Source organism: Paenibacillus sp. FSL W8-0194 (genome assembly GCF_037969745.1).
GTDB classification, from domain to species: domain Bacteria; phylum Bacillota; class Bacilli; order Paenibacillales; family Paenibacillaceae; genus Paenibacillus_AQ; species Paenibacillus_AQ cookii.
In genome coordinates this window covers 3253546-3267804 of record NZ_CP150205.1, presented here as the reverse complement: position 1 = coordinate 3267804, position 14259 = coordinate 3253546, and the positions used below count along the sequence as shown (strand labels likewise).

Genomic DNA, 14259 nt, shown 5'->3' with positions numbered 1-14259 from the left:
GGAATGTCAGCCTGCGGTTCAGGCCGGCTTGGACGAATCGAGCTGAAACGATTGCTGCACCGGCAGCCTGATCCAGAAGACCGAACCTTTGCCGATTTGGCTTTCTGCCCATATGCTGCCTTGATGGGCCTCGACCAGCGCTTTGGCAATGCTCAAACCGACCCCTAGGCCGCCGCTGTCCCTGGATCGGGATTTATCCGCCCGGTAAAAGCGGTCGAAAATCCGGCCGAGCTCCTCTTCGGGAATGCCCATGCCCGTATCTTTGCAGAAGACGAGGATCGAGTCCTCTTCATGAACGACGCCCACCTCGATTTTCCCGCCGCTTGGCGTATATTTGATGGCATTGTACATGACGTTGGACAGAATTTGCGCGATCCGGTCCGGGTCGGCTTGCAGGTAGCACGGCGTTTTGGACGGCACGTAATCGAAACGGATGTTTTTTTCCCGGGTCAGGAATAAAAAACCTTCGTAAATGCCTTGCACGATCCGCGACAAATTGACCTCCTGCTTATTCAATTCGAATTGCGCGCCTTCGGCTTCCGACAGCTTCTCCATGTCTTCCACGAGACGGTACAGCCGTTCAATGTCAACAAGGATGCGCTGAATTTGATCGGCCGTAAGCGGGTAAATGCCGTCAATGATCGCGTCCAGCTGCGACAAAACGGCTGTCAGCGGCGTTCTGAGCTCATGCGTGAGATCCTGCATCAGCTGATTGCGCCACGATTCATGGCGCTCGAACCGGTCGATGAGATGGTTGATCGTCGTCGTCAGAACCCGGATCTCCTTCGTGCCGCGGACGGGAATCGGCGATAGCTGGTTGCTCGTTACGATCGTCTCGGCCGCGTCGGAAGATGCGGATATGTTTCGGCTCCAGCGCCAAGAGGCCAAGAGGGACACCGCGAAAGCGGCGCTAACAAACAAGATGAGCACCGTCCGGCCCCTTCGCTCGAGCTGCTCTTCCAGCTGCCGGATGGCAGGCGAATACGCGCCTTCGGCCGTATCGTAATAGGAAATGAGATAACCGTCGATTTCTCCGTCCAAGACGAGCGGAGCCTCTATGGAAAAAAGGCTGGGACGCGACAGCCATGCCGGGTCCAGCAAATCCAGGATCATCGTTTGGCGGTCTTCGCCGACATATCGAATCGGGACCGCGAAATGGCGCGACGCATCTTCGAGTATTTTGATGCTTTCGCTGCGATCCGCGCCGCTTTTCATCCGTTCGCGCAGCGTATAAAGCAGATGGTGGCTTTGCTCGGCGGCGTATTTTTGTTTAAACGAAGCAAGCTGCTTGCTCCAAATTTGCGTCAGGACCATATAGGAGCCGATGGAAGCGGCCGCAGTCAGGGAGAGGATCGCCAAAAACAGCCATGCACGGGTGGTTATCGTCCAGGATGCCGTTTTTTTCATGTTTCGTCCGGCTGGAAAGTAAATTTGTATCCGGAGCCGATCTTGGTGACGATGTACTGCGGGTTTTTGGGATCCTCTTCGATTTTTCTGCGGATGTTGCGGATATGTACGTCCATGACGCGCCCGTCGCCAATAAAACGGTAACCCTGCACCTCGTAGGACAAATCATGCCTGCTGAATACCTTCCCGGGTTTTTTGACAAGGATGCTCAGCGTACGGAATTCGGTCGCGGTCAGGTTCGCGGGTTTTCCGTCGATATACACGTCCTCGAATTCGAAATTGACCATCAGCCGGCGGCGGTTAAAATAGAGCACGTTAGGTCCGCTTTTGTTCAGCTGGGTGATTCTTCGCTGCAAGGCATAGATTCTAGCAATCACTTCTTTCATGCGGAACGGCTTCGTGATGTAGTCGTCCGCCCCCAGGTTCAGGCCGTTGATCATATCGGCTTCGCGGGCTTTCGACGTAATCATGATGAGCGGAATGTTCGATACCTGCCGAATGCTCCGGCACACTTCCTCGCCGGGGAGCCCTTGAATCATCAGGTCCAGCACGACCAAGTCCAGCTTCAAAAGCTGGATTCGCTTCAAGGCTTCCCGGCCGTCGCCCGTAATGTGCACGTTCCAGCCTTCATTGAGAAAATACGATTGCAAGATGTCCCGGACGGAAGCTTCGTCTTCTACAATCAAGATGTTCATCCTGTAACCTCCTAGAACTCTTTTTCATTTGAGCGGAATCAAACATACTCGAAAAAGGGTAAACCCGGACCGCCAAAAGGGCGTCATATGCTAAAACTAGGGGATGAATTGATGGAACATGTCCTTTAAAAGATATATCTAATCCTTCGTTTATATGTATTAGTAAACGCTTTCATTCATGCGTGGTTATATTTTACAATAAAACCAAACGAAGTGGTAGCGATTTGTTATATTAACTTGAACGAGTGTTAGCGAAATAGGCAAATGATCAACAAACGCTTAAAAAATAAGGCTGCCGAAAATATTTTTTTCGACAGCCTATGTATTGGCCCGGGGGCATTTGAAGGAGGGGTCCAGCAGTCCAATGTAAGCATCGTATGCCGTCATGAGCGATCGGCCAAGCCCCGCAGACGTGCGGCCGTAACCCGGGCGGGAGGGCGTAATGATCCGGAATCCATGCGCCGCAAGCTGGGCATACCCCAGTTCTTCGCGGCAGTTCGAATGGCCTCCTAAAAATGGGGACGTTGTTTTCAAATTATCCAAAACAAGGCCATCCTGGCCGAAGGGCCGGACTTTTATCCGGCCAGAAGGACCGCCGCAATAAAAACAAGCTGCAGCGCGGTTCGGAGTAACAGCTTGGGTACGGGCCGCCCGCCGATCGTTAATTTTTCCTTGGCCGCGCGCACGTTGGCGGGGAACATGGCCATAAACAGCACCGCCAATCCGATCGAAGCCGCTTTGGAGACGGCAGGGATCAAGATGCCGACGGCTCCGGCGATTTCCAGCAGTCCGGTGGCCGTCACGATCCAATCCGGTCTGGGAAATACCTGCGGAACCATGCGGATCAGGTCCGGCCTGCGGGTCCCCCAATGCGCGGAAGCCGTGAGGAGCAGCATGACGGCCACTGCCGCCTGAAGTGAAGCATGCCAGCCTTCAAAATAGGCCAATCCGATCAGGCCGAGACCCTTGAACAACAGAAAAGCCGCAACCAGCACATAAAAAGGCAGCATTCGTACAACCTCCTCAGGAATGTGGTCAATCCCAACTTAGAACCCTTTCATGACCATGAGGTATAAAATGACGATCGGAAGCAGCGTAGCGGCAATGCCGAATACGGCCCAGGAACGGGACGCTTTCCGGTACGCTTGGGAAATCTCTCCTTTTTCGATGCACCCGGCGCTGGTTCTTATCATTTTGCGCTGCAGGGGAATGAGGATCGCCGCCCAGATGACGCCGGTCAGGGCAAACAAGGCGAGAGATAAAGTGAGCCAGTTAAATCCTGCCAGGGAAAATCCCGCGCGGGCCGCCATGATGCTGCCGGAAAGGATCACGAGGAACAGACCCGGAATCGTAAAGATATAATCGGCAAGCATGACGTTTTGCACGGCATGATGGATGGCTGCAGGGTTTTTCGTCAAATCCGCCCGAACCTTCCAAAAAGCCGCCGTAATGATGTTTCCCGCGAATAATACGACTCCGAGCAGGTGAAGCGTTAACCATAGATTCATGATGGTTCCACCTTTCGCTTTTTATTTTCGAGACTGCAACATATCCGAAATCATGGATGTGAAATCAAGTCCTTTGAAAGAAGCAGCCGTCAACGGGATGGAGGAGCGCACCCGCAAGCCGAGCGTAAGAAGGACGAACATATCCGCCGTTTTGTCCGCATCGACCGATGCCGGAATGACGCCGTACCTTTGGCCGGTCACGATCCACTGCTTGGATAATTCCATGGATCTCTCATAGTATTGTTGGAGTACTTCCGCGATGACGGGCTGATCCTCCTTGCCGAGCAAGTAGAGCAGCACTTTGTTCGTCACGTCCTGGGCGTTTTCGTATTGCAGGATGCTTTCCGCGATTTTCCGCATAGGCTCCTCGAAAGACCGGCGGCCTAGTTCCACTTCGTTCATAAATTGCGTATTCGTTTCTTCCAGACGCTCCTGGAGCACCCATGCAAAAATTTCATCCTTGCTTTTCACATAGTGGAAGATCGCCCCTTTGGACAAGCCCGATCGATCCATGATATCCTTCATGGTCATCGCATGGCATCCTTTTTCCTGGATCAGCTCTTTGACCGTATCCAGCAGAAGTCTGGTGGTTTGCTGTCTGCGCTCTTCTTGTTTCAACGTCTTTCCCTCCGTGAATGGTAATCGTTTTTTGCGTCTCTGATTTTCGATTTATGCCTATTATAAAAACCGACCGTTGGTTTGTAAATAGTTTTTTGCCAATCTCGACCTTTTCTTCGATTGCTGTCTGCGGCGAGGTCGCGACTATAAGCGATATTTTTTGGCGTGCATGGGGATAAACCGCCTGTTGGCCGAACATAATTTTGTGTTGACTTAAACCATGGTTTAAGTCGTATCCTATTCCTGTCGACAGAATCAAGATAAAAATTTGGAGGACTCCAAATGAAGTATTATTCCATTAGTGAAGCTGCAGCCAAATTCGATATTCCGGAATCCACGATCCGCTATTACGAGAAAAAAGGACTATTGCCATTAATCGAGCGCGATGCGGCCGGGAGGCGGTTATTTTCGGAAGATTCAATGACGCTCCTTAAAGTCGTGATTTATTTAAAAAACACGCACATGCCAATCAAAAAAATCAAGCAATATGTGGATTGGGTCGTCGAGGGGGATCACACCACCCAACTCCGGCTTGACATGATGAAGGAACATAAAAAAGCCGTGCTGGCCGAAATTTCATTGATGGAAACATCGCTCCATGAAATCGATCTGAAAATTGCAAGGTATACCAACCGTATCCAGGCGGAAAAGCAAAAAAATAATGGAAAAGAGGAAGCAAGATGAAACTATCGGGAAACACCATACTGATTACCGGCGGAAGTACCGGAATCGGGCTCGCTTTTGCGGAACGTTTTATTAAAGCGGGAAACCAAGTGATCGTTTGCGGACGCCGCGAACACGCGCTTCAAGCTGCGGAAGAAAAACTTCCCGGCCTTATTACTCGCGTGTGCGACATAGGGATCGAATCCGAGCGGGCATCGTTGTTTGATTGGGTCACCGCGAACTATCCGGAAGTGAACGTGCTCGTGAACAACGCAGGCATTCAGCAACGGTTTAACGTGCTCAAAGCGGATGCGAAAAACGATTGGAGTTATTTCAGCCAAGAAATCACGACCAACATCGATGCGCCATTCCATCTCTCCATGCTGTTCGCTCCATTTTTTGCGGCAAAAGAATATGCGGCCATCCTGAACGTCACATCGGGGCTCGCTTTTACTCCGTTTGCGATTGCTCCGATTTATTCGGCCACCAAAGCGGCGCTGCATTCGTTCACCATGAGCCTGAGACATCAGCTTTCCGAAACGCCGGTCGAAGTCATTGAAATTGCTCCTCCGGCCGTGAATACGGATTTGGGCGGGGCGGGTCTGCATGTCCACGGGGAACCGTTGGACGCCTTTGCAGACGGCATTTTTGAAGGATTGAAAGAGGGGAAAACCGAAATCGGATACGGCACTTCCGCAGATCGCTTGCGCATGTCGAGGGACGAAATCGATCTGTACACGGAAAATATGTATCAGGCCACGAAACATATGATTGAATAACTTTCAACAGATATGATCCATGCAACAGTTGCTTCGGCTGCGCACGGGCATAAAAAAGAAAACTCGCGGATATTCCGGCGAGTTTTTCTTTGATTGTCCAAAAAGGGCTGCGCCCCCCCGGCCCCCCCGGCCCAACGGCGTCTTGGCGCTGCCCTGGCCCGCATCCGGTGCGGGTTTATGGTTCTTACTCTTCCCCAGTCGCCACCGGGTTCTCGCTGTATGAAATCCAGTCGCTCCAGCTTCCCGCATACAGCTTCACATTTTCGTATCCCGCCTCTTTCAGCCCGATGAAGTTCGGGCAGGCGGATACGCCCGAGCCGCAATAGACAATGATCTCCTTGTCCCGCGGAAATTCTTTGTAATGCTCCTGCAGCCGCGAAACATCGATCCGCTTGCCGTGTTCGTCCAAGAGAAGCTTCCAAAATTTATTTTTGGCGCCCGGGACGTGTCCGGCCACGGGATCCATCGTTTCATCGAAACCTTGGTAGCGCCGGGGATCCCGGGAATCGATGACGATGGCGTCATCCCGGCCTGCCGCGCGGCGCACGTCTTCCATGCTCGCAAGCAGCTCAGGATGCAGCGTGTAGCTGTAGCTTGCTGGCACTCGGATCGGCTGATCGGCCGTCACCGGATAACCCGCAGCTTTCCAGGCACTGAAACCTTCGTTCATGACAAAAGCTTGCCCATGCCCCAAATATTTCAGCAGCCACCACAGCCGGGAGGCGTACATGCCGCCTTGATCGTCGTACGCGATGATCCGCGTTTCGGGCGTGATCCCGTTTTTGGCCAAAGTACGGCTGAGCTCTTCCGGGTCGGGTAAGGGATGGCGGCCGCCATGCTCGCGCACGGGGGAAGAAAGATCTTTCTCCAAATCGAGGTAAATAGCCCCGGGGATATGCTCTCGTTCATAAGCTTCTTTTCCGGCTTCGGGTTTTCCGAGTTCGAATCTGCAGTCCACGATCGTGACATCCGGTTCGTACATGCGGGCGAGCACCCAAGGTTTGCTTACGATTGCGTTCATGATGATTACACCGCCTTAGTTAAAATAGGGATCGGGTCAATGGTTCAACTCCAATGAATATCCTCATTATATCGAGTTCCGGTCCGTTTTCACCAGCAAAAAGTCGGATCTCTTCCTCAGGTCTCGCTTGACAATGGCTAGAAAGACTGGTTAGAATTATACCCATGGGGGTATATAAAGCATGAGTTGTTAAAAGAAGACCCTGATAAAAACGTCGCATGACGTTTTTCTTTATCATCAAATTATACCCCGGTGGGTATTTAGCGGAAAGGAGGTTCACCGAATGTCAAACCAAACTTGGACGGAGATTATGCCCGAAAATGTGGAAGAGCTGCTGCGAAGCGGCCGCGAAGACGTCCAGCTGATTGACGTCCGGGAGTTGGATGAGTACAAGGAAGGCCACATTCCCGGCGTGAAGCTGATCCCGCTGAGCCAGCTCGAAGTTCGGCATGACGAAATCGAGCGCGGCAAAGACGCGATCCTGATCTGCCGCAGCGGCGGACGGAGCCGGCAAGCCTGCGAATTTCTGGCTTCTCACGGACACCGGAAACTGCAAAATATGTCCGGCGGCATGCTGAGCTGGAAAGGCGAAGTCGTCCGAAATTAAATTGCGCACGATGCGCACTAAAAACCAGTACTGGGAGGAACAAAACATGGGAAACAAAGTAGCGATCATCGCGGCAAACGGCGGCATGTTCGACGCTTACAAAGTTTTTAATATCGCAACCGCGGCCGCCGCTAGCGACGCCGAAGTCGGCATCTTTTTTACCTTTGAAGGGTTGAACCTGATTCATCGAAAGGCGATGCGGCAGCTGCCGATGCCGGCCGGCACCGAACATTTCGCGGACGGCTTCGCCAAAGCGAACGTCCCCCCGATTCCCGAACTCGTGAATATGGCGCGGGAGCTCGGCGTCAAAATCATCGCCTGCCAAATGACGATGGACGTCATGGGCTTGAAGCTCGAGGACTTGATCGAAGGAACCGAGGTTGGCGGGGCGGCGAGCTTTATCGATTTTGCCAAAGACGCGAACATCAGCCTGTCGTTCTAACCATTGGAGGGAGATGCGATGGATAGCAATCCACAAACTTTACCGGTCAACATGACTCCTGATGAGTTGGGCCGCATCATCACCCGGCAGGAGAAGCTGTTCGTACTGGATGTGCGCAACGAAACCGAATTTAAGGATTGGAAAATCGAAGGACAAGCGTTGGAAATCATCAACATTCCGTATTTCGACCTGCTGGATAGCGTCGAGCCTGCGCTCAACCGGATCCCGGCAGGCGAGCGGCTGCTGGTTGTGTGCGCCAAGGAAGGCTCCTCCAGGTTTATCGCGGAACGAATCGCGGAAGCGGGACGAAGCGAGGTGCATTACCTGGAAGGCGGGATGAAGCGGTGGGGCGAACATCTGGTGCCGGTGAAGGCCGGGGACCTGAAAAACGGCGGGGAAGTATACCAATTTAACCGCCTCGGAAAAGGATGCCTGTCGTACATGATCGTTTCCGATGGGGAAGCCGTCGTGGTCGATGCAGCCCGCATGGCGCAGCCTTATATCGATTTTGCAAGGGAACGGGGCATTCGCATTCAACACGTCGTAGATACCCATCTGCATGCCGACCATATTTCGGGAGGGCGTGAACTTGCGGGGCGAACCGGCGCATCCTATTTCCTTCCGCCGCAGGATGCGGACGAAGTCGTATTTTCATACCTTCCGCTTACCGAAGGACGAGACATAAGAATCGGCCATACGGATGTCCGACCGATATATTCGCCCGGGCATACGCTCGGCAGCACGACGCTCCTGGTGGATGATCGATATCTGTTGACGGGAGACATTTTGTTCGTCGCTTCCATCGGCCGCCCCGATCTCGCCGGGAAAGCGGAAGATTGGGTCGGAGATTTGCGGAACACATTATACGGTCTGTATAGCGGCCTGCCTGAGGAGCTTATCGTCCTGCCCGCCCATTTCGGCACGGTTGCGGAGATGGACCGGACGGGGGCGGTTTCGGCCAAGCTGGGCGATTTGTATCGGCAAAACCCCGGGCTCAAGCTAGAAGACGAGCAAACCTTCCGGCAGACGGTGACGGAACATTTGCCGCCGCAGCCGCATGCTTACCGGGAAATACGCCAGACCAACATGGGGAAAATCAGCCCCGACGAAGAGACGCAGCGCGAGATGGAGACCGGACCGAACCGCTGTGCCGTTCATGATTGATCGTTGAACCTGCATGATCGTTAAGGCCGATATATTTTCAGTTCCATTTATTAAGGAGGAAAATTGATGAACGCGGATAAACAGCTGGATGCCAAAGGCTTAGCCTGCCCGATGCCGATCGTCAGAACGAAACAAGCGATCGACGCGCTTGCGTCGGGACAAATTCTCGAAGTGCAGGCAACCGACCAAGGGGCCCGAAACGACCTTGCGGCTTGGGCCAACTCCACGGGGCATAAACTGCTGGAGAGCCGGGAAGAGAACGGAGTTTTGACTTTTTGGATTCAGAAAAAATAAACCGTTCGGACGTCAAACGTAAGTCCGGCGCTTGATTCGCAAGCGGCCGGCCTTACGTTTTTTTTCTGTGCCGACGATTTTTAAGGGGCATCGACTTTTTTTCACCCCTCGCCCGCATGGAGTAAAAACGGCAGTGCATCCAAAAAGATAAAGATTGCCCGTTTCGCTCGTACTGGCTACAATTTGATCCGAACACCAATTGAATGTTTGGGAGGAGTGCACGCATGAAGCAAGTCATTGACGAAGGAATCCTGGCCGCCGGCAGGTATGACGACGCGCCCCGGTTGACGAAAAAACGGTGCGAAGAGGCATTGTCTTTTATTTTGGGTCAAATCGACCGCAATTTGGAAACGTTCATCGACACCTTTCCGTCCGAAGCCAGCACGGGCAACGTTTATCGGCAGGTCGGCAATACGGAGTGGACGCCGGCTTTTTGGACGGGAATGCTGTGGCTTGCTTACGAGACCACCGGAAACGAAAGATACCGGCAAGCGGCGGAAAAACAGCTGTCCAGCTACAAGCAGCGGATCGAAGAACGGCGGTATACGAATACGCATGACCTCGGTTTTCTGTATACGCTTTCCTGCGTATCGGCGTATAAGCTGACCGGAAACGAAGAAGCGAAGCAGATCGCTTTGGACGCCGCCGAGCTTCTTTATATCCGTTATTTGGACAAAGCGGGCATCATCCAGGCCTGGGGCAATTTGGACGATCCGAGGCAGCGCGGCCGGATGATCATCGACTGCTTGATGAATTTGCCGCTGCTTTATTGGGCCAGCGAAGAATCCGGGGACCGGAAATTTTACGATGCCGCCCTTTCCCATGTCCGCATGTCGGCCAAATATCTCATTCGGGAGGATGCCTCCAGCTATCACACCTATTATATGGACGCCGAAACGGGCGACCCGAAATACGGGAAGACCGCCCAAGGCTATTCCGACGATTCATGCTGGTCGCGGGGGCAGGCCTGGGGAATTTACGGCTTTCCGCTGTCTTACCGCTACACCGGGGAAACGGAACTCCTCGATTTGACGACGAAAATCGCGAATTATTTCCTGAACCGGCTGCCGGAGGATTTTGTCTGCTACTGGGATTTGATCTTTACCGAAGGGCCGGAAGAAAGGGACAGCTCTGCCGCCGCCATTGCCGTCTGCGGGTTGCTGGAAACCGCGGCGCATCTCCCGTTGACCGAACCGCTGAAGCGGAAGTACGAAAATGCCGCGCTAAAGATTCTGGAATCCTTGATCGAAAATTACATGACGACGGAAGTGCCGGAGTCGAACGGGATATTGCTCCATGCGGTATACAGCAAACCGGGGAACAACGGCGTCGACGAATGCTGCATCTGGGGCGATTATTACATGCACGAAGCGCTTGTCCGGGTCACGAGAGACTGGAAGCCGTACTGGTAGGAAAGGAGCGTGAACATCATGGGCATAAGCAAAGCAGGCAGCACAGGCCAGGAAGAACAAAACCGAACGGCGCAGCGCGACCCGCGAACGGCATGGTGGACGGCGGCCCGGTTCGGAATGTTCATCCACTGGGGATTGTATGCGCTTCCCGCGCAGGGCGAATGGATCATGTATGCGCAAAAAACGCCCGTCCGCGAATACGAGAAGCTGGCGCAAAGGTTCAACCCGACCGAATTTGACGCGAAAGCGTGGGTGGCGTTGGCAAAGGAAGCGGGCATGCGTTACATCGTCATTACCGCCAAACACCACGACGGCTTCGCCATGTACGGCTCGAAAGCCGATCCGTTTAACATCGTGGACGCCACGCCGTTCGGCCGCGACCCGTTGAAGGAATTGGCCGAAGCCTGCGCAGAAGCGGGAATCGTCTTATGCTTTTATTATTCGCATGTCATCGACTGGCATCACCCGCATGCGCTGCATAAAGAGCATAACAATACTTGGGATTACAAGCTGGAGGAGAAGCGTTTTCCGGAATATTTCGAAGGCAAAGCGAAACCCCAGCTGAAGGAGCTGCTGACGGAATACGGCAGGGTGGGGCTGCTTTGGTTCGACACCGCCGGAGGGTTGTCCGAAGAAGACAGCAAGGACATCGTCCGCCATGTGCGCAGCCTCCAGCCCGATTGCCTGATCAACTCCCGGGTGTCCCATTTCATGGGCATGGGAGACTTCGTATCCAAGGGCGACAATGAAATCGGCATGAGCGGGGAGGATACCCGGCCGTGGGAAACGCCGATGACGCTGAACCAGTCCTGGGGGTATACCACCAAGGATCAGGTGTGGAAAACGGCGGATTCGCTCATCAAAAAGCTCGTGAACGTGGTCGGCAAAGGCGGAAACCTGCTGCTGAACGTCGGCCCGACGCCACAAGGCACGATTCCTGAGCTTTCCGCGGAACGTCTGCGAGAGGTTGGGGAATGGACCGACCGAAATGCCGAGGCCATCTACGGAACGGACGGGAGCCCTTTTCCCGTGGAGCTTGAATGGGGGGCGTTGACCACCCGGCCGGGGCGGGTCTATCTACACGTCCACAACGATAAATGGCCGGCTAACGGCCTGCGGCTCGGCGGAATCCGGAACCGGGTGCTGCGCGCCTACTGCTTGGCCGATCAGAGCCGTACCGAGCTTGAATTCGAGCAGGCCTACGATGAGGAGCTGGAGCTTCATACGCTCGAAATCCGGTTGCCTGACGAGCCCGCGGATCAATATGTATCCGTCGTCGTCTTGGAGCTTGAAGGGGAAAACGACTTCGACCGCACCCTGATGCAGATGCCGGACGGCGTATTCCAGCTGGAAGTGCCGCATGCCAAAATCAGCCTGGTCCGGGAAGCCGACGAAGAAGCGGGCATTCCCGACATCCGGGGCGCGGAATGGACGTTTAAGCTGGTGAAGCCGGGAACCTACGAACTGCTGCTGGTCAGCTTCAAACGCCATGATCAGGAATGGAACGGACTGTATCCGGAACCGATTCTGCTGGAATCGGCAGGTCAAGTGATCGCCGTGGATCCCCGGGAAGATTTGGCGGATTCCGATTCGCCTTCGTGCCAGCATCCGTATACGGCCGTGCTGTCGCGAATGGGACAATTTACTTGGGATCAGGCGGGCGTCCATACGTTGACGTTGCTCTCGTCGAGGCTGAAGGATCCGGCGCCGAAATTCACGGAAATTTGGCACGCCGATGCGGTCAAGCTGCGGGCGTTGAGGCTGGTTCGGGTGGACGGCTGACGAATTTCACGATCCTCAAAAACGCCGTCCCGACAAGGGTTTGACGCGTTTCTGTACAATTTTAATATTAAAAAAAGGCTGAAAAAAATAAGAATCGTCAGTCCGCAATCTTACGAAAATATAAGGTTTATGAAAAACTTCCAGTATCTTGCCGGCGGGGGCGTTCCCTATACTTTGGATACCGGCTGGACGAAATGAACCAAGCTCCGGATAGTTTAGAAACGATCAAAAGGGAGGCGCTTACATGGTAAAAAGAGGCAAAAAAATCGGGACTGCGCTTTTGGCGGCCACATTGGTTTTATCGCTTGCGGCATGCGGAAGCAGTTCCGGAGGAGATCAAGCAAAAGGGGGGACTTCCGCGGAAGGCAAATCGGGCGAACCGGCAAAGCTTACGCATCTGACGTATTGGGTAAGCATGCACTCTGCGGCTGCGGCCCAAATGAAAACGTACGCCGAAATGGGCATGTACAAAGAGCTTGAAAACATTACCGGCGTCAAAGTCGATTTCCAGCATCCGCCGACGGACGCAGCGCAGGCAGCCGAGCAGTTCAACCTCATGATGGTATCCGATAAGCTGCCCGACGTCATCGAGACGTCATGGATCGGCTATCCGGGCGGACCGGAAAAAGCGATCCAGGACAACAAAATCATCAAATTAAACGATCTGATCGATCAATATGCGCCGAATTTGAAGAAGTTGCTGGAAGAGCATCCGGATTGGAAAAAGCAAGTGACGACGGATGACGGCAGCTTGTATATGTTCCCGTTTTTCCGCGGCGGCGAAAAAGTCCGGGTATTCTACGGGCCGGCCATCCGGCAGGACTGGCTGGATAAGCTCGGCCTGCAAAAGCCGACGACGATCGACGAATGGTATACGGTGCTGAAGGCATTCAAAGAAAAAGACCCGAACGGCAACGGCAAGGCGGACGAAATCCCGCTGTATTTCACGAAAGACGACGTGGGCATCGACGCGCCATTCCTTGGCGCCTGGGGAATCAACTACGGGTTCTACCAGGTCGACAACCAGGTGAAATACGGTCCGATCCAGCCGGAATACAAAGAATTTTTGACGACGATGAACAAATGGTACAAGGAAGGTTTGCTCGACAAGGACTTCGCGGCGCCGAACGACAAGCTGTTCGATGCCAAAATGACGGGCAACCAGCTCGGCGCGGCGCCGACCTACAACGGAGGCGGCATCGGCAAATACGCCAACCTGATGAAGGATAAAGACCCGACGTTCAATCTGGTGGCGGCTCCTTATCCGGTGTTGAACAAAGGGGATAAAGCGATCTGGGGCCAAAAGGACTTTGCGACGAACGGCATCGGGGCGGCGATTTCGACCAGCAACCCGAACCCGATCGAAACGGTGAAATGGCTGGATTACGCGTACGGCGAAAAAGGAAACCTGCTGTTTAACTACGGCAAGGAAGGCGAAGCTTACAAAATGGAAAACGGCAAACCGGTCTTTTTGCCGGAGGTCCTGAACCCGCCAAGCGGGGTAAGCTTGCAGCAATCCTTCGCGAAGCATAACCGCTCGACGTGGAGCGCGCCGTTCGTGCTCAGCGACGATTTTCAAATGCAGTACCTGGCGCTGCCGAACCAGCGCGAAGCGCTCGAAATTTGGTCCCAGCCGACCGGCGAACGCAAAATGCCGCTCGTGACGCCGACCAAAGACGAAAGCTCGCAATACGCTTCGATCATGACGGACATCAATACGTACCGGGACGAAATGTTCCTGAAATTCATCATGGGCGCCGAACCGCTCGATAATTTCGATAAATATGTGAAGAAAATCGAGGCTATGGGCATCGAAGACGCGATCAAGATCCAGCAGGCAGCCCTTGACCGGTTCAACAAACGCTAA

15 protein-coding genes and 1 pseudogene are annotated in these 14259 nt (G+C 53.7%); 9 read left to right on the top strand and 7 right to left on the bottom strand.

Annotation, left to right across the window (positions count from 1 at the left end; translation table 11 throughout):
* Nucleotides 1-18: 18 nt before the first annotated feature.
* The 6 genes and pseudogenes from MKY58_RS14755 to MKY58_RS14730 form a co-directional block, all read right to left on the bottom strand.
* Nucleotides 19-1407, bottom strand: a complete 1389-nt coding sequence (locus MKY58_RS14755; protein WP_339320946.1) for an ATP-binding protein — start codon at nt 1405-1407, stop codon at nt 19-21.
* Nucleotides 1404-2102 carry a response regulator transcription factor gene (locus MKY58_RS14750; RefSeq protein ID WP_036715464.1) on the bottom strand — a complete coding sequence of 233 codons (699 nt, stop codon included), beginning with the start codon at nt 2100-2102 and terminating at the stop codon, nt 1404-1406. Before MKY58_RS14750 ends, MKY58_RS14755 begins: the two co-directional genes overlap by 4 nt.
* Nucleotides 2103-2453: 351 nt before the next feature.
* Nucleotides 2454-2645: pseudogene (locus tag MKY58_RS14745) on the bottom strand (hypothetical protein); the annotation flags it as partial.
* 32 nt (nt 2646-2677) lie between these two features.
* Nucleotides 2678-3112 carry a DoxX family protein gene (locus MKY58_RS14740; protein ID WP_339320945.1) on the bottom strand — a complete coding sequence of 145 codons (435 nt, stop codon included), beginning with the start codon at nt 3110-3112 and terminating at the stop codon, nt 2678-2680.
* A 36-nt stretch (nt 3113-3148) separates the two neighbouring features.
* On the bottom strand, nt 3149-3610 hold the full coding sequence (locus MKY58_RS14735; protein ID WP_339320944.1) for a DUF2269 family protein: 462 nt from the start codon (nt 3608-3610) through the stop codon (nt 3149-3151).
* A gap of 21 nt (nt 3611-3631) precedes the next feature.
* A complete protein-coding gene (locus MKY58_RS14730; protein ID WP_339320943.1) occupies nt 3632-4228 on the bottom strand; it encodes a TetR/AcrR family transcriptional regulator in 597 nt (198 codons plus the stop codon).
* 282 nt (nt 4229-4510) lie between these two features.
* On the opposite strand from MKY58_RS14730, the gene MKY58_RS14725 reads away from it, so the two are divergent.
* Both MKY58_RS14725 and MKY58_RS14720 read left to right on the top strand, forming a co-directional pair.
* Nucleotides 4511-4912, top strand: a complete 402-nt coding sequence (locus MKY58_RS14725) for a MerR family transcriptional regulator (RefSeq protein WP_212947639.1) — start codon at nt 4511-4513, stop codon at nt 4910-4912.
* Entirely contained in the window at nt 4909-5670 is a 762-nt protein-coding gene (locus MKY58_RS14720) for an SDR family NAD(P)-dependent oxidoreductase (RefSeq protein WP_339320942.1), read from the top strand. The genes MKY58_RS14725 and MKY58_RS14720 overlap by 4 nt, the downstream gene beginning before the upstream one ends.
* Before the next feature lie 184 nt (nt 5671-5854).
* Here MKY58_RS14720 and MKY58_RS14715 read toward each other — a convergent pair whose 3' ends face one another.
* Complete coding sequence (locus tag MKY58_RS14715; protein ID WP_339320941.1) at nt 5855-6691, bottom strand: sulfurtransferase; 837 nt, start codon at nt 6689-6691, stop codon at nt 5855-5857.
* A gap of 283 nt (nt 6692-6974) precedes the next feature.
* Between MKY58_RS14715 and MKY58_RS14710 the strand changes: the two genes are divergently transcribed.
* The 7 genes from MKY58_RS14710 (at nt 6975) to MKY58_RS14680 (ending at nt 14259) form a co-directional block, all read left to right on the top strand.
* Nucleotides 6975-7298, top strand: a complete 324-nt coding sequence (locus tag MKY58_RS14710; protein WP_339320940.1) for a rhodanese-like domain-containing protein — start codon at nt 6975-6977, stop codon at nt 7296-7298.
* A 46-nt stretch (nt 7299-7344) separates the two neighbouring features.
* Entirely contained in the window at nt 7345-7740 is a 396-nt protein-coding gene (locus tag MKY58_RS14705) for a DsrE/DsrF/DrsH-like family protein (RefSeq protein WP_339320939.1), read from the top strand.
* A gap of 18 nt (nt 7741-7758) precedes the next feature.
* A complete protein-coding gene (locus tag MKY58_RS14700; protein WP_339320938.1) occupies nt 7759-8904 on the top strand; it encodes an MBL fold metallo-hydrolase in 1146 nt (381 codons plus the stop codon).
* A gap of 66 nt (nt 8905-8970) precedes the next feature.
* Nucleotides 8971-9198 (top strand): sulfurtransferase TusA family protein, encoded by a 228-nt coding sequence (locus tag MKY58_RS14695; protein ID WP_339320937.1) that lies wholly within the window; start codon nt 8971-8973, stop codon nt 9196-9198.
* A gap of 224 nt (nt 9199-9422) precedes the next feature.
* A complete protein-coding gene (locus tag MKY58_RS14690; protein WP_339320936.1) occupies nt 9423-10610 on the top strand; it encodes a glycoside hydrolase family 88 protein in 1188 nt (395 codons plus the stop codon).
* An 18-nt stretch (nt 10611-10628) separates the two neighbouring features.
* Nucleotides 10629-12392, top strand: a complete 1764-nt coding sequence (locus MKY58_RS14685) for an alpha-L-fucosidase (protein WP_339320935.1) — start codon at nt 10629-10631, stop codon at nt 12390-12392.
* 244 nt (nt 12393-12636) lie between these two features.
* Nucleotides 12637-14259 (top strand): ABC transporter substrate-binding protein, encoded by a 1623-nt coding sequence (locus MKY58_RS14680; RefSeq protein ID WP_339320934.1) that lies wholly within the window; start codon nt 12637-12639, stop codon nt 14257-14259.